The sequence below is a fragment of the Aminobacter sp. BA135 genome, assembly GCF_050859125.1.
In the GTDB taxonomy this organism is placed as follows: Bacteria; Pseudomonadota; Alphaproteobacteria; order Rhizobiales; family Rhizobiaceae; genus Aminobacter; species Aminobacter ciceronei.
In genome coordinates this window covers 2,004,060-2,026,637 of record NZ_CP139572.1, presented here as the reverse complement: position 1 = coordinate 2,026,637, position 22,578 = coordinate 2,004,060, and the positions used below count along the sequence as shown (strand labels likewise).

Sequence of the window (22,578 nt, the reverse complement as noted above, 5' to 3'; positions counted from 1 at the left end):
GTCACTGCGCCGAAACAGTTCCCGCAGCCGCCGGCGCCGCTGCCTTCTTCCGTCCAAGCCGCGTCAGCAGCCAGGCAACCGCGAGTCCGCCAAGCGCAATGCCTATCGCCAGCAGCGGCCGGTACCAGAACCATGCGACCGCGATCGTTGCAGTGCCCACCAGCAAGGCCAGTACGAAGGCGACAAGCCCGGTGCCCATGCGCACCATCGAGCCTATGAAGGGGATCACATCGGCAATCACGCCGAGTGGCGCCAGCAGCAGCCCGAAGCCGATTGCCAGCAACAGCAGGCAGCCGACGCGCACCAGCCAGGTGATGATGGTGTTGGCACTGACTGCGTCGGCGAACATCTTTTCCGCCGGCACCCTGCCGCTGTCTACAAGCAGCAGCTCGTCGCCGGCCACCGTCTGGTAGGGCGCAAACCGCTCGCCCGTCTGGCGGCCGATGACACTGATGTCGCCGAGCGGTACCAGCCGGTACTCGATGCGGTAGTCGCCGATGGCGGGCGAGGTCGGGTTGGCGCCGAGATAGATACGCCCGTCGACAATATTGACACGCTCGGTGCCGGGATAGGACGCAGCAATGTCCGGCAGCTGGCTCGGCGTGATGGTCAGCGGATTGCTGTCGCCGATGCGGTCGAACACCGGCTCGTCAAGCGTAAAGGCGCCAAGCTTGCCTTCATGGATCTGAAACGTGCGCGAGCCGAGCGCCATGGCGGGGTTCTGATGATTGGCCGGCTGCTTGAACTCGGCCGAGTCGATCGGCCGGTCCTGCCATTCCTTGGCGTAGCTGTAAGTGGTGACGGTTTCCTCGCCGCCACCCAGCTTGGTGTTGGTCTCCGATTTGGAATTCTCCACCCACTGGAACATCTCGACGGTGCGCACCAGTCGCACGCCCTTGGCCTCGATGGCAAAGTCCGGATCGCTGACTGCGTCAGCGGTCGTCACGGGCCCCGTGGTGTGCACCAGCTCGCCCTCATTGGCGGCGTCGATCTTGTCGACGGGCACCGACACAACCGCACCTGCGCCCTCCGCCAGCGAGCGCGCCGTGGTCACCGCCCGGCCCTCGTTCCAGAACAGCACCACGACCATGGCAAGGACGAGGACGAGCCCGACCAACACGCCTCCGACCGAGCGCCTGATGCGCCCGAACCACGACACGCTGGTCACTTCACGAAACTGATCGCTCATCTGCTATCCCTGCCCCAAGCGACGCAGCGTTAAGCCGAATGGGCCAGGCGATCAATGGCCATTCTCGCGAAGCTTTCCCGAAGGTTTCCGCAGCGTTTCCGGCTGCCTTGAGTCTGTCGAAGGACTCTGAATTAACTTTTTGTCAATTCTGTTTGCGGAGCGATTCGCGAGGGGTTAAATTGAACCCGAATCAGCCGGTCCACGGGGGGCGCGGCGAACCACCAACTCTCTGAAATACCGGGATTTTCCTCGGTTGAGAGCGCGTCAGGCTTCGCGCGACCCGCACGGATTCGGCCGATGGATGCATAAGGCGTCCGCGTCGCGTTTCTAGCGTCATAGTCACGAGTTTTACGACCGGTTCGGGCGCCGCCCAGACCAGGTACCCTTATGGATTCCGGCAGAAGTTTCTGAAATGACCGCCCTCGCCGCTCGCAACGAACAGACCACCGTCGCAGCAAGGCTCGCATCCAGAAGCGATCTCACTGCTTTCTTCATGAACCTGACCGACGAGATCGGTGCAGACGGCTACATGCTGGTCGCCATCGCCCAGGATCAGGAGCGCGACAATCTCCAGATCATCGCCTCGAACTGGATCTACGACGCCATCCAGCTCGCCGGTCATGCACTGATCGCCGGTCTGGCTCAGGGCCCGTTCGCCAGTGCGCCGGGCGCGCGCCCGCAGAGCCTGCTGGCCTCCCAGGCGCCCGCCATTCTCGGCGGCGAGGAAGCCCGCCTGCTCGACGTGCTCGGCCATGCCGAAATCTTCGCACTTCGCCTGCATGTCGGCCGCCAACGCTTGTTCGTATTGTTCTCGGCTGCCGAGGCCGGCCGCATCGATCCGAACGTCATGCCGCGCACCCAGCTCGAATGCTGTTATGCCCTGTCGCAGGCGCCCAGCGTGCTGGCCGCAGCGACAATGCAGGACCCCTTGTCGGACCGCGAGCGGGAGTGCCTGTTCTGGGTCTCCGAGGGCAAGACCACCGACGAGGTGGCGCTGATCCTCGGCGTGTCTTCCAACACCGTCAACAGCTACATCACCCACGCGATCCAGAAACTGTCGGCCTCCAATCGCGCCATGGCGATTGCGACCGCAATCAGGAGCGGCATCATTTGAGCTACGCCCAGGCAAAGCAGCTGAGCCGCGCACGCGATTATGACCAGGATGTTCCGTCCGCCCCTCACCCGATCGGCCTGCAAGCCGTAACGCTCGCGGACGCCGCCAAGCGCTGCCGCTGGATCTCGGTCGATCTCGGCGCGCGCGATTTCGCGCTGTGCCTGGCAGGTCCACCCGCAGAAAGCGGCCGGCTGACGGCATGCTTTGATTCCGACTATCCCGGCTCCATGTCGGCTGCCCGCCTGCTCGGCGGCGGCATCGGCGAACACCTGATGCGCCATGCGCGCCAGTCGACTGCGCCATGCTGGTGGACGGATGACGCCGATGCACCTGAGGTCTTTTCAGCACTCACCTGGACCAGCCGCATCGAACCACTCGCCCAGAGTGGCCGCGGCATCGCATTTCCCGTTTACACCGATCGCGGCCAGGTCGGCCTCTTCATCTTCGGCGGCCCGGAGCTTTCGCCCAACCCGCAGACGCTGCACGACCTGCACGGCCGCTGCTTTGCGCTGTTCGATGCGGTGTCGCGCATCATCTCGTCCCAGTCACGCGACCTGCCGTCGATGTCGCGCCGCGAGATCGAATGCCTGAAGCTGACCTCTCGCGGCTACACCAGCGAAGAGATTGCCAAGCTGCTCAAGCTTTCGGTGCACACCGCCAACCAGTATCTCACCCAGACGACGCAGAAGCTCAACGCCGTCAACCGCATGCATGCGGTCGCCAAGGCGCTGCGGCTGGGCCTGATCGACTAGCGCTGGTCGGGGTTTCGGGTCAGGCCGAGCCAAGAATGGCCGGTACCGAGAACCGGAGCGTACATTCAACCTACGTGAGCACCGGAAGCGCAGGGAGCAGGCATTTGCAAGCCGGCATCACTCGAATCTAGGCCGCTTCGGCCTGCGGCGTCCGCCTGATCATCGCATGCTGGATGGCGGCGGCGAGATATTCCGTGTTCTTTTCCGGCTCCGGATCCGGCTTCTCGAACGACACATAGTGGACTTCCACTGACGCGTTGGTCGCCGTCATCGACAGCTGGAAATAGACCACCGCCCCTTCCGGCCTGAGCTCGAGGTCAAGAACGATGCGCGGGCTACCCGTCCAGCTGACATGCGCCTCACCGCCCAGCCCGAGGCGCAGCGCGCCCGGCATGAAATAGAGCTCCGCCGCAGAATCGACCAGATCGGCCACGTTGGCAAAATGCTCGAGCCTGATGAAGGCGATGTAGTCGGCAAGGTCGACGAGGCGCAATTCGCGCACCACCGGCTGGATCGCCGTTGCAACAAGTACTTCACGGGTCGAAGCGTACTGCTGATTTTTCATGACGGATTGCGCTGAGCCTTGTTTCCGTAAACGATCCGCACCAGTTCGGCGACGGCCTGGTAGAACTGCGATGGAATGACACTATCCACTGAAACTTGCTTGTACATGGAGCGGGCGAGCGCCACGTCTTCGAACACTGGAATGCCGTTCTGTTCGGCTATTTCGCGAATCTTCAAAGCGACCAGGTCCTGCCCCTTGGCGAGCACGACAGGTGCTGCATCCTCGTTGCGGACGTAGCGCAACGCGATGGCGAAGTGGGTCGGATTGGCGATCACCAGCGTCGCCTTGGGCACCGCGGTCATCATGCGCTGGCGAGCGCGGTCGCGGGCGATCGAGCGCAGCCGGGCCTTGACTATCGGATCGCCTTCCGACTGCTTCATCTCGTCCTTGACCTCCTGCTTGGTCATGCGCTGTTCCTGGAACCAGTGGAAGCGCGACCAGACGATGTCGGCGACGCCGATCACCCCCATGACGAAAACGATCGCCACCAGGATGTCGACGGTGATGCCGCGGATGACGTCGCCAAAGGCCACCGGATTGGTGATCATACCGGCCAGCAGCCGGCGATGATCGTCCGACAGCACGAAGTAAAGCACGATCATCACGAAGCCGAGCTTGCCCAGCGACTTCAGGAATTCGACAAGGCCCTGAGCGCCGAACATGCGCTTCCAGCCCTTGGTCAGGGAAATGCGTTCGGCTTGCGGCCGGATGCGCTCGCCGACGAACTGCGGCACATTCTGGATCAGCGACGCACCGACGCCCGCCACGATCAGCATCACGAACAGGCTGGCGACCGCGCGTGCGATCTCGACCGCCACCACCTGGTAGAGTTCGATGACGTCGCGCTCGGTGCCGAGCGGCCAGGCCTCGGGCTTTTCGAGGAAATTGGACAGGAAGACGCCGAGTTCGGCGACCGACGAGCTGGCAAAGAACACGGCATAGACCATGATCGCCAGGAACGAGGTGAAGATCGCGACTTCCTTGGAGACGGGCAACTTGCCCTTCTCCATCGTGTCGCGGATTTTCTTCTCTGTCGGCTCTTCTGTTTTGGAGTCTTTGTCCTCATCCGACATTGCTCAGCAGACCGCGTCGGATAAGGTCAGGCGGCGTCTTGCGCGGATGGCAATTCGAGGAGGCCCTCGTTTGACATGCGCAAGGCGGTGGAAGCGATGGTCTTGCGGGCACGCAGGATGTCGGCCGGTTGAATGCCTTCCGATCCCTGGCTCAGTTCGGATTCGATCATGCGGCGCGAGCGCGCGCTGATCGACGACAGCACGGCCTCGGCGAGCGGCAGCGGCGTTCCACGCAGGGCCATGGTGATGAGTTCGGTCGAGAGTCCGTCGAACAGAGCCACGCGCGCCTTCTGCGACATCGACGTGATGTCCTCGAAGGAGAACAGGCGGGCGCGGATGGCATCGAGATCGGCCATGCCGACTTCCCGCAAGTCGCTCATCACCTCTTCGAGCTGCGACTTGTCCAGTTCGTTGAGGACGCTGGCGACGCGCGTCTGTCCGACCGATGTATCCTTCTGGGCGCTTTCGGTCAGCACGTGGTTGCGCAGCTGCTGCTCGACCAGCTTGGTCGCCGCCTCGGGCACGTTGGCCAATTCCATCATGCGCTTGATGATCTCGCTGCGCACCGGCTTTTCCATCGACAACACCACGCGTGCCGCATAGGTCGGCGCCAGGTTGGACAGGATCATCGCCGCGGTCTGCGGATGCTCATTGGCAAGGAAAGTGCCGATCTGCGTTGCTTCGAGCCTTTCGACCTGCGGCCACACCGGCGGCAGGTTGTCCTTGATCATCAAGGGTTCGCCATTGCCCATCAGGGCGTTCATTTCTTCCGGCGACAGCGACTCGTTGAGGATGGTGTCCATCTTGTCGGCGGAATCGAGCAGGCCGGCACCTTCAGTGAACTCGGCCTCGAACTCGGCGACGATCCGTTCGAGATCGGCCTGGGGAATCGTACGCAGCAGCCGCGCGCCTTCGATGAGCGCCTTGAGCTCCTCCTGCTTGAAGAACTTCAGCAGCCGGCTGGCCGAGGGCTTGCCCATTGCCACCAAAATAGCCGCAGCCTTCTGTGGCCGCGTCAGCGACGCCAGCGACGTGGTCATGCGGAGGTCTCTCTGGAAGCAGGGGTAAGCACAGTCAAAAGTCCAGTCCTCAGGCGCTCTTCGTCGCCGCTACGATTTCGGTCAGGCGGATGCCGAAACGCGACGGATCGCTTTCAAGTACCGTGATTTCGCCACGCGCGATACGCCTTCCGTTGACCACGACGTCGACAGGTTCGCCGATGCGGCGGTCGAGCGCAACCGTCGAGCCCTTCTGCAGCGCCATCAGCTCCGACACCGGCATTTCGGTGCTGCCGAGCACGATCTGCACTTCGACCGGAATGCCGAAGATCACGCTGCTGTTGCCGGCTGCTGTCGCTGCACCGCCGGCGCTTGGCCGCTTTTCCTCTTCGCTCAGCACGCCGCGCAATTCTTCGATGGCACGATTGAGCTGATCGTCCTCGACTTCTTCGATTTCGGGCTTTTCGACCTCGGGCTTGGACTGTGCCTTGCTCATCGGTGTTCTCCAGTTCTGTCGTTCGCGGCGGCTGGTGCTGCTGGGCAGCAGCTCACCCCGCGACGATCCCTTCAATTGTTTCTTCTGTAGAGTCGAACGGACGCCGGATGCGTACTGTGTAATTCTGGCCGAGCTTGCCGAACTCGCAGGCAAACAGTGTCTTGCCGCGAGCGGCGATAACAGCGTTGGACTGGGTGTTCTCGGCGAGCTCGATGACCTGCCCGACCTGGAGACCAGTCAGTTCGCCAAGCGTCATGCGCCCGATCGGCATCGAGGCTTCCAGCCTCACGGTCGAGCGCATCAGTTCGTCGGAGAAGCGCGAGCGCCATTCGGTGCTCGGAGCAGCACTCGTCTCGACCTCTGCCGGGCGGCGATCCGCAACCAGTACGCGCTGCGGCAGCGTCAGCGTCAGCGTACCGCGCGAAGCCGTCGTCGACACGGTCAGCACGATGCGCGCCGACGGCCCGTCGCGAAACACATGCTTCTTCATCATCGCACCGGTGATCGCTTCGGGCGCCGGCAGCTTGATACCAAGGCCACCGTCCGGCCCCTGCGCGTTCATCGCGCGCGCCACATCCTGGATCAGCAGCGAGACAACGCCAAGCTCGATCGACGACAGATCGCGGTCGATCGGGGCAATGTCGCGGCCGGCATCACCGCCGAACATCAGGTTGACCAGGATGGCGATCGCCTGCGGATCGAACGTCATCACCAGGCCATCGGGCGAAAGCTTGGTCGGGGCGACGGTCATCGCCTGGTTGCTCTTGCCTGCCTTGGCATCCGTCATGCGGCCAAGCTTGATCTCGCCAACCTCGACGAAGACAGATGTTGGCAGTGCCTGGTTGATGGCCTCGGCAATAGCGGTTGCCGCGCGTTCGGCCAGGCGGCGCGCAGCGGCAAGCACTTTCTCCGGCTCGCCGGTATCGCCCAGCAGGCGCTCGATGACGACATCCCGCGGTTCCGCCGGGCTTGCGGTGGTATTCATGACTTGCGATGCCCTTTGTCAGCGTCCCGCATTGGCTCAGGCGGCCTTCTTCTCGACGATCGCCGTGTTCAGCGTGCTCTGCTCCACCGAATCGATCGATGGACGATCATAAGACGAGATCGTCTTGCGGCCGAACTCGATTGCAACCTGCGGCAGCGAGCCGTTCATGTAGGCCAGCAGCGTCTGCTTGACGACGATGTAGAGGCGGTTCTTCTTCTCGCGCACCGTCTTGATCTTGGTGGCGATCGGCGCGACCACGGCATAGGATAGGAAGATGCCGAGGAAGGTGCCGACAAGTGCCGCGCCGATCAGGCCGCCGAGGATTTCGGGAGACTGGTCGAGCGCGCCCATCGCCTTGACCACACCGAGCACCGCAGCAACGATGCCCAGCGCCGGCAGGCCGTCACCGACGGCGATCAGCGCGTGATAGGACTTGAGCTTGTCGGCACGGATGGTCTGGATTTCTTCGTCCATCAGCGCCTCGATCTCGTGCGAGCGGGCGTTGCCGATGATGATGATGCGGCAATAGTCGCAGATGAAATGCGTCAGGTCGTAGTTCTTGAGCACCAGCGGATAGGCCTGGAAGATCGGCGAGTCGTCGGGGTTGTCGATATGCGCCTCGACCTCGGACCGGGTTTTGGTGCGCAACTCGCGCATCAGCGAATGCAGCACGCCCAGCGTCTCGAGATAGTCCTGCTCTTTCGGCACTGCCTGCTTGAGCGCTTCGACGATCGCCTTGCCGGTATCCTTGACGGTGGCCATCGGGTTGGCAACCAGGAACGTACCGAGGGCCGCACCGCCAATGATGACGAGTTCCCAAGGCTGCATCAGGACTTCCAGGTGTCCACCCATCGCCATGAAGCCGCCGAGCACACAGCCCAGCGTCACGACGAGTCCGATCAGAATGCCCACAGCAGGTCCTTCCGCACTTTCAAAGCAACATACAGGCACAGATAGCGGCCGTGCCTTGTGTGAGGCTTGAAGGACCATCGCAAAGCCATTCAGCCTCGCGCAAGCAATGGGGCGTAGCCTTCCCCGTCTATGCTGCGGCGGAAGGGCTGTTGTCGTGCTCAATACCTATACAAGCTACCACCTGATCGCGCGGGATCTCGGCAAGGCCTTGGATCGCGTGGAGAACCAGCCCACTGTCGAGCGCGACACCGAGTACTATCTCAAGAACATCACCAAGGTGAAAAGCATCGACGAGTTCGTCAAGAACGATCGTCTGTTCAAATACGCCATGAAGGCGCACGGCCTGCAGGACATGGCCTACGCCAAGGCCTTCATGGTCAAGGCCCTGAAGGAAGGCGTGGCCAAGGAAGACAGCTTCGCCAACAAGCTGACCGACAAGCGCTACGCCGAATTCGTCAAGAGCTTCAACTTTGCCGAGCTCGGTGACAAGGCCACCGTCTACACCAAGGCGCAGCAGGGCGCGGTCGACAAATACCTGATCCGGGTCAAGCTCGATGGTGTCGACCCCAACTCCGAAGCGGTCAAGAAGGAGGTCAAGTATTACCTCGACAACATCGTCAAGGTGACATCGGCCAAGGACCTTATGTCCGACACCAGGCTCTACACCTTCGCCATGAAATCCTTCGGCATCGAAGGGTCGATCCCCAACAAGGAGATGATGGAAAAGGTACTGGCCGGCGGCGTTCGCGACCCGAAGAGCTACGCCAACCAGATGACGGACAAGCGCTACGCCGCGTTTGCCAGCACCTATAACTTCGAAGCACTCGGCAAGGATGCGACGACCTACAATGCCGCGCAGCGTCCGGCGGTCGACAAGTATGTCCGCCAGACCCTGGAAGAGGACGCCGGCAAGGACAATGAGGGCGTGCGCCTCGCGCTCTATTTCGAGCGCAAGGCCCCCTCGATCACCAGCTTCTACGAAGTGCTCGCCGACCCAGCGCTGGCCAAGGTCGTGCGCACCGCGCTCGGCCTGCCTGAATCATTCGCCTCGGCCAACATCGACCGTCAGGTCAAGCTGTTCGAGGACAAGCTCAAGATCGAGACCTTTGCCAATCCCAAGAAGCTCGGCGAATTCCTCAAGCGCTTCACCAGCCTCTGGGAAATCAACAATCCGTCCTCCCCGGTGCAGGCCTCCGTCGGCACCTTGTTCGGCTCGTCGTCGCCGGCCTACGGCGTTTCGACTGACGTGCTGTTTGCCATGCAGAAACTGAGGTTCTGAGAACATCATGCAGAACGGTCTTTACGTCGCCCTTTCCGCCCAGGTGGCTCTGGAAAAGCGTCTCAACACCATTGCCGACAACGTCGCCAACGCCTCGACCGTCGGCTTCCGCGCCACCGGCGTGAAGTTCGAGGACGTCGTTTCCGGCCTCGGCCCGAAATCCGTCTCCTTCACCTCGCCGGGTGATACCTACCTGTCGACCCAGCATGGCGCGATGCGTGAAACCGGCAACCCGTTCGACTTCGCCATTCGCGGCGACGCATGGTTCGGCATCGAAACGCCTGCTGGCGTCGTGATGACGCGCGACGGCCGCTTCTCGATGACGGCGGAAGGCCAGCTCGTCACCGTCGAGGGCCATCCGGTGCTCGACGCTGGCGGCGCGCCGATGCAGCTTGACCCACGTGCCGGACCGCCCACCGCGGGTTCCGACGGCTCGCTGCGCCAGGACGGACGCCTCGTCGGCGCCATCGGCCTCTACGAGTTCAACCCCGGTACCAATTTCGTCCGCTACGGCAACTCCGGCGTCATTCCGCCGACGGCGCCCGAGCCGGTCGTCGACCGCATGGATGCCGGCATCGTCCAGGGCTTCGTCGAGGAGTCCAACGTCAATCCAATCAAGGAGATGAGCAAGCTCATCATGGTGCAGCGCGCCTTCGAGAACACCGCCGCTCTGATGCGCCAAACCGAAGCGTCGTTCTCCGACGCCATCAAGACCCTCGGCTCGAAGTAAGTGAGCAACGCGCTGGCCAACATCCGCGACGAGCCCCAGGCGGTCCACGACAACCGGCTCGAAGCGCTCGAGCGGATCCAGCACCGCTTCGCCGACGACCGCCTGCTGGTCAGACGCGGCGGGCAAGTGACCGAGATCGCACCAACCCACTACAAGGTCGGCGGCCTGTCGCTCAGCGCGCGCCTCGGCGACATCGTGGAACACCGTGGCCATGGCCGCAACCGGCGCGGCGAGATCGTGCAGATCGGCCGCGACGAGGTGCTGGTGGCGCCTTATGAAAGCAGCGGCGAGGTCGGCGTCGGCGATGCCGTCTTCACGCGTGGGCCGATCGCCATCACGCCGCATCCGAGCTGGCGCGGCCGTGCCATCGACGCGCTCGGCCGCCCCATAGACGGCGGCGCACCGTTGGTCCGCAGTGCCAGGAACGATGCCACCGAAGCGATCCCGCCTGCGGCGCTCGCCCGCCAACGCGTCGAAACAGGCTTCCTGACCGGCGTCCGCGTCATCGACATCTTCACCCCGCTGTGTTTCGGCCAGCGCATGGGCATCTTCGCCGGCTCCGGCGTCGGCAAGTCGACGCTGCTTGCCATGCTCGCCGGCGCGGATGCCTTCGACACCGTCGTCGTCGCCCTGATCGGCGAACGCGGCCGCGAGGTGCGCGAATTTCTCGAAGACACCATCGGCGTCGCTGCCATGGCCAAGACGGTCGCGGTCGTCGCCACCTCGGACGAGAGCGCCATGATGCGCCGCCGCGCGCCCGACACCGCGATGCGTGTCGCCGAGCATTTCCGCGACAAGGGCCACCGCGTCCTGCTGGTGCTCGATTCCATCACCCGTTTTGCCCATGCCCTGCGCGAGGTCGCCATCGGCGCCGGCGAGCCGCCGGTGGCGCGCGGCTATCCCGCCTCCGTCTTCACCGAACTGCCCAAGCTGCTCGAACGCGCCGGCCCCGGCATGGAGGGCACGGGATCGATCACCGCCATCATCTCCGTGCTTATCGACGGCGACGACCACAACGATCCCGTCGCCGATTCCGTGCGCGGCATTCTCGATGGCCACGTGGTGCTCGACCGTTCCATCGCCGAGCAGGGCCGCTATCCGCCGGTCAATCCACTGGCTTCGATCTCCCGTCTCGCCTCCAAGGCCTGGACGCCGGAGCAGCGCCAGCTCGTCAGCAAACTAAAGGCACTGATCTCGCGCTTCGAGGACACGCGCGACATCCGTCTGCTCGGCGCCTACCAGCCGGGCGCCGATCCCGACCTCGACCTCGCCGTGAAGCAGGTGCCGGTAATCTACGAAGCGCTCGGCCAGTCGCCTGCCGACGGGCCCTCGCTCGATCCGTTTTCCGACCTCGCACGCCATTTGAAATCCAGGGATAGAACACATGTTCAGGCGGAATGACCCGGCAAGCGAATTCCTTGAGATGATAGGCTCCAAGGACGAGCCGCGCACGCTGATGCAGCGGCTCGGCCTGAAACGCCGGCCGCTGACCATCACGCCGAAGCACGAGAAAAAGCGCGATCACCGCAGCGATTTCATCATCGCCGCCCTCGGCATCGCACTCGGGCTCACCTGCGCGCTGTTTCCCTGGTACATCTTCTTCAATCAGGACAAGTTCGGCATCCGGGCGATGAAATTCTCCGGCGGCGGTCAGAACGACCAAGCGGTCCCACTTGTCATGGGCGAGCAGGTCGAACGTGTCGGCGCGCCGATGACGGCCGAAGACATTCCGCCGATGAAGCTCGACCTGTTTGCCACCGGCTCGCTGCGCCCCAACAAGGATGAAGCTGGTCTTGCCGGCATCGCCGAACAGCCCTTTCCTGGACCGAAGATCGAATTCAAGCTCGTGCACATCGCCAATGGCCGCGCCATGGTCGAGGACGACGCCGGTGTCTGGGTGGTGCAGCGCGGCTCGGTGCTGCCCGATTCGAGCCGCGTTGCATCGATCGAACAGCGCGACGGCAAATGGGTGCTCGTCACCTCGCGCGAAGAGGTCTTCCAGGTCGCGCAGTAGCGGCCCGGCTCCCTCGCAAGGCCCGCGCAAGACTGAGGCCATAGTGTTTGGAAATCTGCTCGGAGATTTCCATGGACCCCGTCAACCTGTTCGATCTGGCTGCCCAGCAGGCTCGCTGGCTCTCAGTGCGCCAGAACGCCATCGCCGGTAACGTCGCCAACGCCAACACGCCCGGCTATCGGACCAACGACATCGAGCCCTTCGAGAAAGTGCTCGACCGTTCGCGCGTCGCCATGGCGTCGACCCAGACGGGCCACCTCACCGGCGGCGCCACCGAAGCCGGTTACGCCATCAGGCCGGAGGATCCCAAGCACGCCGTTCTGCCTTCGGACAATACGGTTGCCGTCGAGGAAGAGCTCATGAAAGCCGGCGAAGTCCGCCGCTCCTTCGAGCTCAACACGGCCATCGTCAAGGCCTTCCACCGCATGATCATGCTGAGCACGAAGGCCTGACCGGGATGGATCCGCTCGTCGCCGCCCTCAAGGTCGCCGGTTCCGGTCTCGGAGCCCAGTCGGAACGCCTGCGCATCGTTTCGGAAAACCTCGCCAATGCCCAGTCGACCGGCAACACGCCGGGCGCCGATCCCTATCGTCGCAAGACCGTCAGCTTCGCCGCCGAACTCGACCGCGCCACCGGCGCCTCGACCGTCGAGATCGCCTCGATCGGCCACGACCAGACGGCTTTTCCGCTGGAGTTCCAGCCCGGCAACGAGGCCGCCGACGCCGCCGGTTTCGTCAAGATGCCCAACGTCAACGTCATCATCGAAATGGCCGACATGACCGAGGCCAACCGCTCCTATGAAGCCAACCTGCAGGTCGTCAAGCAGGCGCGCGAACTCATTTCCATGACGATTGATCTTATGAGGAATCAGTAATGATCGGCTCCATCAGCCCAGTCGGCACCCAGCTACTGTCCAAGCCGACCAGCGTTGTGCCCGAGGTCGGCGCGGCTGCGGCAGGCGGCGGTGTCGCCTCGTCCTTCGCCGCCGCCCTCGCCGACGCAGCGACCGAAGCGCACAACACCTTGCGCCAGGCCGAGCAGCTGTCGCTCTCCGGCCTTCAGGGCAAGGCCGACACGCGTGAGGTGGTCGATGCCGTGATGAGCGCCGAGCAGGCCCTGCAGGCCGCCGTCGCCATCCGCGACAAGATCGTCACGGCCTATCTCGAAGTCAGCCGCATGGGCATCTGAGGAACAACCCGATGAAAGCGCTTGCAATTGCCGCCACGGGCATGAATGCCCAACAGACAAATCTCGAGGTGATCGCGAACAACATCGCGAACATCAACACGACCGGCTACAAGCGCGCCCGCGCAGAGTTCTCCGACCTGCTCTACCAGGTCGACCGCACCCAGGGCGTGCCCAACCGGGCCAATTCGGCGATCGTGCCGGAAGGCGTCTCGATCGGCCTCGGCGTCAAGACGTCGGCGGTGCGCAACGTCCACATCCAGGGCGTGCCGACCAACACCGGCAACGAGTTCGATCTCGCGCTGACCGGCAAGGGCTGGTTCCAGATCGAAGGCGCCGACGGTCAGACGCTCTACACCCGCGCCGGCTCCTTCAACAAGAACGCCACCGGCCAACTCGTCACCGTCGACGGCTTCAACGTCATTCCGGCGATCAACGTGCCGCAGGACGCCGTCGAGGTCATCGTCAACAATTCCGGCCAGGTCTTCGCCCGGCTCGACAACCAGACGGCGCTCCAGCCGCTCGGGCAGCTGACGCTTGCCAACTTCGCCAACGAGGCCGGCCTCGCGCCGCTCGGCGACAATCTCTTCGCCGAAACCGAAGCGTCGGGCGCGGCCAATGTCGGCATTCCCGGCGATCCCGGCTACGCCACCATCCGCCAGGGCTACCTCGAAAGTTCCAACGTCGATCCGGTCAAGGAAATCACCGAGCTGATTTCGGCACAGCGCGCCTACGAGATGAACTCCAAGGTCATCCAGGCGGCCGACGAAATGGCCGCCGTCGTCTCCAAGAACATCCGGTGAAGATTATGCGGCGACGGAACGCCCTCCTCTACATCCGCTCGGCAGTCCTTGCTTTCGCCATGCTTGGCGGCGCAGCGCAGGCTGCCGACCAGGAGGTCGTGCTCGTTCCCAACCGCGTCATCTATCCCGGCGAGACGATCGCCTTGTCCTCGCTCAAGGAAGTCACCCTCAAGCCGGGCAAGGTGCGCCCCGACGCAGTCGCCACCATGGCCGACGAGCTCGACGGCCGCATCGCCAAGCGTACGCTTTTGCCCGGCCGCTATGTTCCGATTACCGCGCTGCGCGAGGCCTGGCTGGTCGACCGCGGCGCTTCCGTTCAGGTCGTCTTCGCCTCGGGCCCGCTGATGATCTCGGCCGCGGCCGTGACGCTCGAGCCAGGTGCAGCCGGCGACGTCGTCAAGGTCCGCAACCTCGACAGCGGCAAGGTCTTCACGGGCACGGTCATGGCCGACGGCTCGATCCGCGTGGGTGCCATATGATCCGTAGACTGTTGCTCGCCGCAATCGCCGTATTCGGCCTGCAAACCGCTTATGCAGACGGCCCCGATGGCGTTCCGGCCGGCCAGCTGAAGGCCGGCGGCAAGGCGGCTGCCGGTGGTTACGCCACAACCGAATTCGGCGGTGGCAATGGCGGCGACGGCGACTTCATCGCCACCTCGGGCGATGGCGGCCGTCAGACCACGCTCAATTCGGGCACCGCCGCCAATCTCGTCAATGTCCGCATCAAGGACGTCGCCTCGCTCCAGGAAGCCCGCGACAACCAGGTTGTCGGTTACGGTCTCGTCATCGGCCTGAACGGCTCGGGCGACAGCCTGCGCAATTCGCCCTTCACCGAGCAGTCGATCCGCGCCATGCTCGAAAATCTCGGCATCGCCTCCGAGGATGGCCGGGCGCGCGTTCGCAACGTTGCCGCCGTCATCGTCACCGCCAACCTGCCGGCCTTCGTCCAGGCCGGCGCACGCATCGACATCAACGTCTCCTCGCTCGGCGACGCCTCATCGCTTGCCGGTGGCACACTTGTGATGACCCCGCTCAAGGCGCCCGATGGCGAGATCTACGCCGTCGCCCAAGGGTCGGTGCTGGTCTCCGGCTTCAACGCGCAGGGCAAGGCCGAGCAGGTCACGCAAGGCGTGCCGACCTCCGGCCGCGTTCCCAACGGTGCCATCGTCGAACGCGAGGTCAAGGCCCGCTTCGCCGACGAGAACGTGCTCACGCTGCAGCTGTTCAATCCTGACTTCTCGACCTCGGTGCGCATTGCCGACGCCATCAACGACTATGCCCGCCACCGCTTCGGCAAGCGTGTCGCCGGCGAGCAGGATTCGCGTGTCGTCGTCATCCGCAAGCCCGAAGGCGTTTCGACCGCGCGCTTTTATGCCGAGCTCGAGAACCTGATGATCATGTCGGACGTCCCCGCGCGGGTCGTCGTCGACGAGCGTACCGGCACCATCGTCATCGGCAACGAGGTCAAGATCTCGCGCGTCGCGATCAGCCACGGCACGCTCACGGTTCGCATCACCGAGCAGCCGCGCGTCGTCCAGCCCGAGCCATTCTCGCGCGGCGAAACTGCGGTCGAAGATGCTACAGTCATCGAGACCGAGCGCGCCGACTCCAAGCTCGCCTTGCTCGACGGCCCGGATCTGCAGACGCTGGTCGCCGGCCTCAATCGCCTCGGCGTCAAGCCGGATGGCATCATCGCAATCCTCCAGGGCATCAAGTCGGCAGGCGCGCTGCAGGCCGACCTGGTGGTCCAGTAAGCCATGGCCATGACCAACGCCCTCTCCCACATCCGTCGCCACGCACTTGCCGCGGCAGCACTCGGCGTCGTCTTTGCCGGTTCCGCATCCGCCGAACAGGCCGCGCCGAAGGCGCCCGTGGTCCAGGGCACGCCGACGCGGGTCATCGAGCGCGAGACCCCGAAGAAACCCGTCGAGGCTGCCGTGCCGCCGGTCGAACAGAGCGAGGTCGAGCGCTTCTGTTCCAACATTGCCGACGCTGCCCGCGACCGCCGTTACCAGTTGCAGGCCGAGGAGCTGAAGAAGCTGCAGGCCGAGGTCGACAAACGCATCGCCCTGCTCGAGGAGCGCAAGACCGAATACGAAACCTGGCTGAAGCGCCGCGAGGTCTTCCTCGCCCGCGCCGAGGAAGGTGTCGTCCAGATCTATTCACGCATGAAACCCGATGCCGCCGCCGAGCGCCTGGCGGTGATGAACACCGACCTCGCCGCCGCCATCATGATGAAGCTCGACGCGCGCAAGGCGAGCGTCATCCTGAATGAAATGGAAAGCAAGGTCGCGGCGGAACTGACCCGCATCATCGCGAGCGCCGCACGCCGGGAAGACCCCACATGATCAGAAAAGCCCTCCTCGCCGCAGCCATGGCCAGCCTTGCCGGCTGTGGCTCCAACCTCAAGGAAATCGGCAAGGAGCCGACGATGTCGGCCGTCGGCTCCGGCATCGAGGATGGCAGCTCGTCGATGTACCGCTATCCTGAATCGCCTGCCGCACCGCCGAAGCGCTTTTCGCTTTGGCAGGACAAGCAGAGCCGCATGTTCACCGATCCGCGCGCGCTGCAGCCGGGCGACATCCTGACCGTCAAGATCGAGATCGACGACAGGGCCCGTTTCCAGAACGAGTCCGAGCGCAACCGCGTCACCAACCGGACCATTGCCGCTGGCCTCAATGTCGAATGGGACGGCGCCAAGACCGGTGGCAAGGGCGATGGCAGCGCCGGCTCCAAGTCGATTTATGCCGGCGACGGCGCCACCACGCGGTCCGAGAAGCTCAACCTGCTCCTCGCCGCCGTCGTCACCGACGTGCTGCCCAACGGCAATATGATGATACGGGGCTCGCAGGAGGTGCGCGTCAACGCCGAACTGCGCGTCTTGACCATCGCCGGCATCGTGCGTCCGTCCGACATCGGTCCGGAAAACACCATTCCCTACGAGCGTATCGCCGAAGCACGCATCTCTTATGGTGGCCGCGGCCGCATCACCGAGGTCCAGCAGCCGCCCTACGGGCAGCAGTTCCTCGACCAGGTCCTCCCCTTCTAGGTCCGGGACATGTCAGACATAGATCAGTTCCTCCCCCAGAAGCCCGGCCCCTCGCTGGTCGTCCAGCTCGGCATCCTGGCGGTGCTGACCGTCGGAGCCATCGGCATGGGCTGGCTGTCGGGTGGCTACCTCAAGGGCGAGAGCACACCTGTCGAGCAAGCTGCTCCCGAAGCGCCCAAGGCCCACGCCGCCAAGGAAGAAGCGCCGGCCGAACACGGTCCGGCCAGCGAAGCTGCAGGCACTCTGGTGCAATTGCCGGCCATCACCGCCAATCTCGCGGCACCCGACACGATGTGGATCCGCCTCGAGGTCTCGCTGGTGCTCGACGCGCCGCAATCCGCAGACCTCGCCGAGCGCGTCCACCAGGACCTGCTCGCCTACGTGCGCACGCTCAGGATCCACCAAGTCCAGGGCGCCAGCGCTTTCCGCCACCTCAAGACCGACCTCGACGAACGCGCCGCGATCCGCAGCGATGGCCACGTCAAGGAAGTGCTGATCAGAACGTTGCTCTTCGAATGAAAAAGTTCCTGGCCACCGCAGCCATCCTCGCTGGCGCAATTGCGCCGGCGAGCGCACAGCAGCTCGACCTGAGCCAGCTCGGCAACACCGATGGCGCCACCATCGGTTACATCATCCAGATGTTCGGCCTGCTCACCGTGCTTTCGGTGGCACCAGGCCTGCTGATCATGGTGACGAGCTTCACCCGCTTCGTCATCGCCTTCTCGATCCTGCGCACCGGCATCGGCCTGCAGTCGACGCCGGCCAACCTGATCCTGATCTCGCTGTCTTTGTTCATGACCTTCTACGTCATGGCGCCGACCTTCGATCAGGCCTGGCAGAACGGCGTCAAGCCGCTGATGGACAACCAGATCACCCAGGTTGAAGCTGTCGACCGCATTTCCGACCCGTTCCGCACCTTCATGATGCGCAATGTCCGCGACAAGGACTTCAACCTGTTCGCCGACCTCGCCCGCGAACGCGGCCAGACGGTGTCGGAAGACAAGGTCGACCTGCGCATCCTGGTCCCGGCCTTCATGATCTCCGAAATCCGCCGCGGCTTCGAGATCGGCTTCCTGATCGTGCTGCCCTTCCTCGTCATCGACCTGATCGTCGCCACCATCACCATGGCGATGGGCATGATGATGCTGCCGCCGACAGTCGTGTCGCTGCCGTTCAAGATATTGTTCTTCGTCCTCATCGACGGCTGGAACCTGCTCGTCGGCAGCCTCGTACGATCTTTCACCTAGATCACCGCGCGTCCGCTTGCGGGCGCGCTATCACCGAAATCCGGCATGACGGCCGCAGTTCGCTTCGCGCGAGCTGCGGCCGTCATGTTTTTGAGGGCGCGCACAAATCCCGGGAAAATCAGCAAGTTAATGCGCGTTAACCATACCGCTTAGACCTTTGGTAGCTTCTATCGTGGAGATTGCCCGGCATGGCGGGTGATCCTCTCGGAGAGATCATGGGCATGATGCCGCTCCGCCATACCGGTCGGTCCGGTATGTCCCTGTACTTCAGCATATCCTAGGGGCGTAATTCCCATGTCCAGCATCAACACCAACGCGTCAGCAATGACCGCGCTGCAGACCCTTGCAGCCACCAACAAGTCGCTCAACGTCACCCAGGGCCGTATCGCCACGGGTCTCCGCGTCGCCGAAGCTTCCGACAACGCTGCCTACTGGTCGATCGCAACCACCATGCGTTCGGACAACAAGGCTCTTTCGACGGTCCAGGATTCGCTTGGCCTCGGCGCGTCGAAGGTCGACACCGCCTATACCGGCATGAACAAGGCCATCGACACGCTCAACGACATCAAGGTCAAGCTGGTCGCCGCCAACGGCGCATCGGCTGCCGACAAGGAAAAGATCGACACCGAAATCAAGGCGCTGCAGGGCCAGCTGAAGGCCTATGCCGACGGCGCTACCTTCTCGGGCTCGAACATGCTGTCGGTCAACACGACCACCGGTCACGCCACCGCCGGCACCGCCGACGACGTCAAGATCGTTTCGGCCTTCAACCGCGACGCTTCGGGCACGGCCTCGATCTCGACCATCGACGTCAAGGTCCAGGACATCAAGCTCTATGACGGCTCGGCAGCCACCACCGGCCTGACCAACGGCATCCTCGACGCCTTCCGTCTCGGCACGGGCGCTCGCACCGCTGCCGCTTCGGCCCCGACGGCCGGCGCTGCCGCAGCCGGCACCGACACCTACACCGTGGCCTCGCTTTCGGTGAAGGGCTTCAGCGACACCCAGATCGGCGCCATGCTCGGCGTCGTCGAAGGCGCGCTGAAGGAAATGACGACCGCTGCAACCAACCTCGGCGCTGCCAAGAGCCGCATCGAGCTGCAGAAGTCGTTCACCTCGAGCCTGATGGACTCCATCGACCGCGGCGTCGGCCAGCTCGTCGATGCCGACATGAACAAGGAATCGACCCGTCTGCAGGCCCTCCAGGTCCAGCAGCAGCTCGGCATCCAGGCGCTGTCGATTGCCAATGGCAACTCGCAGTCGATCATGTCGCTGTTCCGCGGCTGATCGAACCGTCTCAGGCATTCCGTATCAGGACGGGCCGCACCTCAGGTGCGGCCCGTTTGCGTTGGGTTGGCGCTTTGGAAATAATTCCCAAGATTATCTGCAATGTTTCTGACGCTTAGCGATTTGGTAGGGAGTATCGGAGAGATTACCCGGCATGGCGGGTGATCCCTCGGGGATCATGGGCATGATGCCGCTCCGCCATACCGGTCGATCCGGTATGTCCCTGTACCTTTGCATTTCCTAGGGGCGTAATTCCCATGTCCAGCATCAATACCAACGCGTCAGCAATGACCGCGCTGCAGACTCTCGCAGCCACCAACAAGTCGCTCAACGTCACCCAGGGCCGCATCGCCACGGGTCTCCGCGTAGCAGAAGCCTCCGACAACGCCGCCTACTGGTCGATCGCCACCACCATGCGTTCCGACAACAAGGCGCTTTCCACCGTTCAGGATTCGCTCGGTCTCGGCGCTTCGAAGGTCGACACCGCCTACACCGGCATGAACAAGGCCATCGACACGCTCAATGACATCAAGGTCAAGCTGGTCGCCGCCAACGGCGCATCTGCCGCCGACAAGGCCAAGATCCAGACCGAAATCAAGGCGCTGCAGGGCCAGTTGAAGGCCTATGCCGACGGCGCGACCTTCTCGGGTGCCAACTACCTCTCGGTTGCCTCCGACAAGAACGCCGCGGGCGCCGCAGCAGCCGCCGACACCGGTGTCCAGCAGGATGCCAAGATCGTTTCGGCCTTCAACCGCGATGCGTCGGGCACCGCCTCGATCTCGACCATCGACGTCAACGTCGAAGGCATCAAGCTCTATGATTCGGGCGCCGGCACCCCGGCCAATGTCAAGAACGCCGGTATCCTCGACCGCCAGACCGCAATCTGGAGCTCGAAGGCTGCCCAGACTGCCTACGACAGCGCCTATGCTGCCTCGGTGGCAGGTGGCGGCACCGACACCGCATCGGCGACGGCTGCCGCAACCGCGGCCGCAGCAGCTGACGGCACGGCGACGTCCATCGCTGGCGTCTCCGTCGCCAACCTCGACATCACCGCTGCCGGCGTCACCGACGCCTTCATCGGCTCGATGCTGAGCAAGGTCGAAGGCGCGCTGAAGTCGATGACCACGGCTGCAACCAACCTCGGCGCCGCCAAGAGCCGCATCGAACTGCAGAAGGCATTCACCTCGAGCCTGATGGACTCCATCGATCGCGGCGTCGGCCAGCTCGTCGATGCCGACATGAACAAGGAATCGACCCGCCTGCAGGCCCTTCAGGTCCAGCAGCAGCTCGGTATCCAGGCGCTGTCGATTGCCAACGGCAATTCGCAGTCGATCATGTCGCTGTTCCGCGGCTGATTCTCAGGCACATCACAATACATCAGGGCCGCACCTCAGGGTGCGGCCCTTTTCGTTTTAGAATCGACTTATATTTAAACTCAAGAATATTCAAAGTTTCTTCGAGAAAACTCAAGATTATCTCACGGATATTCTGACAATTATACTTTTAGAATTTTTGTATGAGAACCGTAGCGGCCATGGCGGGTGATCCTCACCGAGAGATCATGGGCATGATGCCGCTCCGCCATACCGGTCGATCCGGTATGTCCCTGTACTATCGCATTCCTTAGGGGCGTAATTCCCATGTCCAGCATCAATACCAACGCATCGGCAATGACGGCGCTGCAGACCCTTGCAGCCACCAACAAGTCGCTCAACACCACCCAGGGCCGCATTGCCACCGGCTTCCGCGTCGCCGAAGCTTCCGACAACGCTGCCTACTGGTCAATCGCCACCACCATGCGCTCCGACAACAAGGCACTCTCGACGGTCCAGGATTCGCTCGGCCTCGGCGCTTCCAAGGTCGACACTGCCTATACCGGCATGAACAAGGCCATCGACACCATCAACAACATCAAGGTCAAGCTGGTCGCCGCCAACGGCGCGTCGGCTGCCGACAAGGCCAAGATCCAGACCGAAATCAAGGCGCTGCAGAGCCAGTTGAAGGCTTATGCCGACGGCGCGACCTTCTCCGGCTCGAACATGCTGTCGGTCAAGTCCGACAAGGACGCAGCCGGTGCGGCAGCAGCCGCCAACACCGGCGTGCAGCAGGACACCAAGATCGTCTCGGCCTTCAACCGCGACGCCTCGGGTACTGCCTCGATCTCGACCATCGACGTCAAGGTCGAGGGCATCAAGCTGTTCGACAGCGGCACCGTTGCCAACCTGAAGAACGCCGGCATCCTCGACCGATCGACGGCGATCTACAGCTCGGCCACCGCACAGGGCGCCTATGAGGCCAAGCTTGCCGAGCGTGTCGCAGCAGGCGACCACGACGTCGACGCCAAGACCGCCGCAGCAACCGCCGCGACGGCGGCGGACGCCACGGCAACGGTTGTCGTAACCAAGTCCGTCCACGACCTCGACATCACAGCCGCCGGCGTCACCGACGGTGTCATCGGCGCGATGCTGAGCAAGGTCGAAGGCGCGCTCAAGTCGATGACGACGGCCGCCACTAACCTCGGCGCTGCCAAGAGCCGCATCGAGCTGCAGAAGTCGTTCACCTCGAGCCTGATGGACTCCATCGATCGCGGCGTCGGCCAGCTCGTCGATGCCGACATGAACAAGGAATCGACCCGTCTGCAGGCCCTCCAGGTCCAGCAGCAGCTCGGCATTCAGGCGCTGTCGATTGCCAATGGCAACTCGCAGTCGATCATGTCGCTGTTCCGCGGCTGATCGAACCGTCTCAGGCACTTCCCGGGAATATGGGCCGCAGTTCGCTGCGGCCCTTTTTTATTTGGGATCTTCTTCCGCACACCCCATCAGGCGGCAAATCCGCCAGCCAATTATTCTACAACTCGGCGTTGGCTAATCAGCGATTTTCTCAAAAGTTAGAGTTTTAGCA

At 63.4% G+C, this 22,578-nt stretch carries 26 protein-coding genes; 19 read left to right on the top strand and 7 right to left on the bottom strand.

Annotated features, from left to right (window positions below):
- Position 1: 1 nt before the first annotated feature.
- Positions 2–1,189, bottom strand: a complete 1,188-nt coding sequence (locus SLT36_RS09900) for a TMEM43 family protein (RefSeq protein ID WP_432287145.1) — start codon at positions 1,187–1,189, stop codon at positions 2–4.
- A 412-nt stretch (positions 1,190–1,601) separates the two neighbouring features.
- Between SLT36_RS09900 and SLT36_RS09895 the strand changes: the two genes are divergently transcribed.
- Entirely contained in the window at positions 1,602–2,303 is a 702-nt protein-coding gene (locus SLT36_RS09895) for a helix-turn-helix transcriptional regulator (protein WP_310322152.1), read from the top strand.
- Positions 2,300–3,055: a helix-turn-helix transcriptional regulator gene (locus tag SLT36_RS09890; RefSeq protein ID WP_432287143.1), complete on the top strand. Its 756-nt coding sequence runs from the start codon at positions 2,300–2,302 to the stop codon at positions 3,053–3,055. The genes SLT36_RS09895 and SLT36_RS09890 overlap by 4 nt, the downstream gene beginning before the upstream one ends.
- Positions 3,056–3,182: 127 nt before the next feature.
- On the opposite strand, the gene SLT36_RS09885 is transcribed toward SLT36_RS09890, so the two are convergent.
- From SLT36_RS09885 to motA, 6 genes are read right to left on the bottom strand one after another with little or no spacing between them, the layout of a single operon-like run.
- Entirely contained in the window at positions 3,183–3,620 is a 438-nt protein-coding gene (locus SLT36_RS09885; RefSeq protein WP_067958619.1) for a hypothetical protein, read from the bottom strand.
- A complete protein-coding gene (gene flhB / locus SLT36_RS09880; protein WP_432287141.1) occupies positions 3,617–4,693 on the bottom strand; it encodes a flagellar biosynthesis protein FlhB in 1,077 nt (358 codons plus the stop codon). The genes SLT36_RS09885 and flhB overlap by 4 nt, the downstream gene beginning before the upstream one ends.
- 26 nt (positions 4,694–4,719) lie before the next feature.
- On the bottom strand, positions 4,720–5,733 hold the full coding sequence (locus SLT36_RS09875; RefSeq protein WP_067958615.1) for a flagellar motor switch protein FliG: 1,014 nt from the start codon (positions 5,731–5,733) through the stop codon (positions 4,720–4,722).
- A 49-nt stretch (positions 5,734–5,782) separates the two neighbouring features.
- Positions 5,783–6,187: a flagellar motor switch protein FliN gene (fliN, locus tag SLT36_RS09870; protein WP_432287139.1), complete on the bottom strand. Its 405-nt coding sequence runs from the start codon at positions 6,185–6,187 to the stop codon at positions 5,783–5,785.
- A gap of 52 nt (positions 6,188–6,239) precedes the next feature.
- Positions 6,240–7,172 carry a FliM/FliN family flagellar motor switch protein gene (locus SLT36_RS09865; RefSeq protein WP_432287138.1) on the bottom strand — a complete coding sequence of 311 codons (933 nt, stop codon included), beginning with the start codon at positions 7,170–7,172 and terminating at the stop codon, positions 6,240–6,242.
- Positions 7,173–7,208: 36 nt separating this feature from the next.
- Positions 7,209–8,084, bottom strand: a complete 876-nt coding sequence (motA, locus tag SLT36_RS09860; protein WP_432287136.1) for a flagellar motor stator protein MotA — start codon at positions 8,082–8,084, stop codon at positions 7,209–7,211.
- Positions 8,085–8,238: 154 nt separating this feature from the next.
- Between motA and SLT36_RS09855 the strand changes: the two genes are divergently transcribed.
- The 17 genes from SLT36_RS09855 (at position 8,239) to SLT36_RS09775 (ending at position 22,409) form a co-directional block, all read left to right on the top strand.
- Positions 8,239–9,363 (top strand): DUF1217 domain-containing protein, encoded by a 1,125-nt coding sequence (locus SLT36_RS09855; protein ID WP_067958597.1) that lies wholly within the window; start codon positions 8,239–8,241, stop codon positions 9,361–9,363.
- Positions 9,364–9,370: 7 nt separating this feature from the next.
- The gene (flgF, locus tag SLT36_RS09850) at positions 9,371–10,093 is read left to right on the top strand and encodes a flagellar basal-body rod protein FlgF (RefSeq protein ID WP_067958594.1); all 723 of its coding nucleotides are present in this window, start codon (positions 9,371–9,373) and stop codon (positions 10,091–10,093) included.
- Entirely contained in the window at positions 10,094–11,494 is a 1,401-nt protein-coding gene (fliI, locus tag SLT36_RS09845; protein WP_432287134.1) for a flagellar protein export ATPase FliI, read from the top strand.
- Positions 11,478–12,107, top strand: a complete 630-nt coding sequence (locus SLT36_RS09840) for a hypothetical protein (RefSeq protein WP_286291731.1) — start codon at positions 11,478–11,480, stop codon at positions 12,105–12,107. Before fliI ends, SLT36_RS09840 begins: the two co-directional genes overlap by 17 nt.
- Before the next feature lie 71 nt (positions 12,108–12,178).
- Positions 12,179–12,559: a flagellar basal body rod protein FlgB gene (gene flgB / locus SLT36_RS09835; RefSeq protein WP_067958577.1), complete on the top strand. Its 381-nt coding sequence runs from the start codon at positions 12,179–12,181 to the stop codon at positions 12,557–12,559.
- A 5-nt stretch (positions 12,560–12,564) separates the two neighbouring features.
- Complete coding sequence (gene flgC / locus SLT36_RS09830; protein ID WP_067958576.1) at positions 12,565–12,981, top strand: flagellar basal body rod protein FlgC; 417 nt, start codon at positions 12,565–12,567, stop codon at positions 12,979–12,981.
- The gene (locus SLT36_RS09825; RefSeq protein WP_432287132.1) at positions 12,981–13,295 is read left to right on the top strand and encodes a flagellar hook-basal body complex protein FliE; all 315 of its coding nucleotides are present in this window, start codon (positions 12,981–12,983) and stop codon (positions 13,293–13,295) included. Before flgC ends, SLT36_RS09825 begins: the two co-directional genes overlap by 1 nt.
- A gap of 11 nt (positions 13,296–13,306) precedes the next feature.
- Positions 13,307–14,095, top strand: a complete 789-nt coding sequence (gene flgG / locus SLT36_RS09820; protein WP_432287131.1) for a flagellar basal-body rod protein FlgG — start codon at positions 13,307–13,309, stop codon at positions 14,093–14,095.
- A 5-nt stretch (positions 14,096–14,100) separates the two neighbouring features.
- Complete coding sequence (flgA, locus tag SLT36_RS09815) at positions 14,101–14,574, top strand: flagellar basal body P-ring formation chaperone FlgA (RefSeq protein ID WP_432287130.1); 474 nt, start codon at positions 14,101–14,103, stop codon at positions 14,572–14,574.
- Positions 14,571–15,848, top strand: coding sequence for a flagellar basal body P-ring protein FlgI (locus SLT36_RS09810; protein WP_067958568.1), 1,278 nt, complete (start codon positions 14,571–14,573; stop codon positions 15,846–15,848). Before flgA ends, SLT36_RS09810 begins: the two co-directional genes overlap by 4 nt.
- 9 nt (positions 15,849–15,857) lie before the next feature.
- On the top strand, positions 15,858–16,442 hold the full coding sequence (locus SLT36_RS09805; protein ID WP_432287129.1) for a MotE family protein: 585 nt from the start codon (positions 15,858–15,860) through the stop codon (positions 16,440–16,442).
- A complete protein-coding gene (gene flgH / locus SLT36_RS09800; protein ID WP_432287127.1) occupies positions 16,439–17,143 on the top strand; it encodes a flagellar basal body L-ring protein FlgH in 705 nt (234 codons plus the stop codon). The genes SLT36_RS09805 and flgH overlap by 4 nt, the downstream gene beginning before the upstream one ends.
- A gap of 9 nt (positions 17,144–17,152) precedes the next feature.
- Positions 17,153–17,662, top strand: a complete 510-nt coding sequence (locus SLT36_RS09795) for a flagellar basal body-associated FliL family protein (RefSeq protein WP_067958562.1) — start codon at positions 17,153–17,155, stop codon at positions 17,660–17,662.
- Entirely contained in the window at positions 17,659–18,390 is a 732-nt protein-coding gene (fliP, locus tag SLT36_RS09790; RefSeq protein ID WP_432287125.1) for a flagellar type III secretion system pore protein FliP, read from the top strand. The genes SLT36_RS09795 and fliP overlap by 4 nt, the downstream gene beginning before the upstream one ends.
- Positions 18,391–18,684: 294 nt before the next feature.
- Entirely contained in the window at positions 18,685–19,677 is a 993-nt protein-coding gene (locus SLT36_RS09785) for a flagellin (protein WP_432287123.1), read from the top strand.
- 257 nt (positions 19,678–19,934) lie between these two features.
- On the top strand, positions 19,935–21,032 hold the full coding sequence (locus SLT36_RS09780; RefSeq protein ID WP_067958540.1) for a flagellin: 1,098 nt from the start codon (positions 19,935–19,937) through the stop codon (positions 21,030–21,032).
- Positions 21,033–21,317: 285 nt separating this feature from the next.
- Complete coding sequence (locus tag SLT36_RS09775; protein ID WP_432287121.1) at positions 21,318–22,409, top strand: flagellin; 1,092 nt, start codon at positions 21,318–21,320, stop codon at positions 22,407–22,409.
- Positions 22,410–22,578: the final 169 nt, after the last annotated feature.

Bases quoted from the DNA above. Each gene is read 5' to 3' on its own strand.
- SLT36_RS09795 (WP_067958562.1), top strand. From the start codon at position 17,153: ATGTCAGACATAGATCAGTTCCTCCCCCAGAAGCCCGGCCCCTCGCTG.
- SLT36_RS09900 (WP_432287145.1), bottom strand. From the start codon at position 1,189: ATGAGCGATCAGTTTCGTGAAGTGACCAGCGTGTCGTGGTTCGGGCGC.
- flgG (WP_432287131.1), top strand. From the start codon at position 13,307: ATGAAAGCGCTTGCAATTGCCGCCACGGGCATGAATGCCCAACAGACA.
- SLT36_RS09775 (WP_432287121.1), top strand. From the start codon at position 21,318: ATGTCCAGCATCAATACCAACGCATCGGCAATGACGGCGCTGCAGACC.
- flgF (WP_067958594.1), top strand. From the start codon at position 9,371: ATGCAGAACGGTCTTTACGTCGCCCTTTCCGCCCAGGTGGCTCTGGAA.
- SLT36_RS09885 (WP_067958619.1), bottom strand. From the start codon at position 3,620: ATGAAAAATCAGCAGTACGCTTCGACCCGTGAAGTACTTGTTGCAACG.
- flgA (WP_432287130.1), top strand. From the start codon at position 14,101: ATGCGGCGACGGAACGCCCTCCTCTACATCCGCTCGGCAGTCCTTGCT.
- SLT36_RS09825 (WP_432287132.1), top strand. From the start codon at position 12,981: ATGATCGGCTCCATCAGCCCAGTCGGCACCCAGCTACTGTCCAAGCCG.
- SLT36_RS09805 (WP_432287129.1), top strand. From the start codon at position 15,858: ATGACCAACGCCCTCTCCCACATCCGTCGCCACGCACTTGCCGCGGCA.
- SLT36_RS09875 (WP_067958615.1), bottom strand. From the start codon at position 5,733: ATGACCACGTCGCTGGCGTCGCTGACGCGGCCACAGAAGGCTGCGGCT.
- flhB (WP_432287141.1), bottom strand. From the start codon at position 4,693: ATGTCGGATGAGGACAAAGACTCCAAAACAGAAGAGCCGACAGAGAAG.
- SLT36_RS09865 (WP_432287138.1), bottom strand. From the start codon at position 7,172: ATGAATACCACCGCAAGCCCGGCGGAACCGCGGGATGTCGTCATCGAG.
- SLT36_RS09895 (WP_310322152.1), top strand. From the start codon at position 1,602: ATGACCGCCCTCGCCGCTCGCAACGAACAGACCACCGTCGCAGCAAGG.
- fliP (WP_432287125.1), top strand. From the start codon at position 17,659: ATGAAAAAGTTCCTGGCCACCGCAGCCATCCTCGCTGGCGCAATTGCG.
- flgH (WP_432287127.1), top strand. From the start codon at position 16,439: ATGATCAGAAAAGCCCTCCTCGCCGCAGCCATGGCCAGCCTTGCCGGC.
- SLT36_RS09840 (WP_286291731.1), top strand. From the start codon at position 11,478: ATGTTCAGGCGGAATGACCCGGCAAGCGAATTCCTTGAGATGATAGGC.
- flgC (WP_067958576.1), top strand. From the start codon at position 12,565: ATGGATCCGCTCGTCGCCGCCCTCAAGGTCGCCGGTTCCGGTCTCGGA.
- SLT36_RS09780 (WP_067958540.1), top strand. From the start codon at position 19,935: ATGTCCAGCATCAATACCAACGCGTCAGCAATGACCGCGCTGCAGACT.
- SLT36_RS09785 (WP_432287123.1), top strand. From the start codon at position 18,685: ATGTCCAGCATCAACACCAACGCGTCAGCAATGACCGCGCTGCAGACC.
- SLT36_RS09810 (WP_067958568.1), top strand. From the start codon at position 14,571: ATGATCCGTAGACTGTTGCTCGCCGCAATCGCCGTATTCGGCCTGCAA.
- fliN (WP_432287139.1), bottom strand. From the start codon at position 6,187: ATGAGCAAGGCACAGTCCAAGCCCGAGGTCGAAAAGCCCGAAATCGAA.
- flgB (WP_067958577.1), top strand. From the start codon at position 12,179: ATGGACCCCGTCAACCTGTTCGATCTGGCTGCCCAGCAGGCTCGCTGG.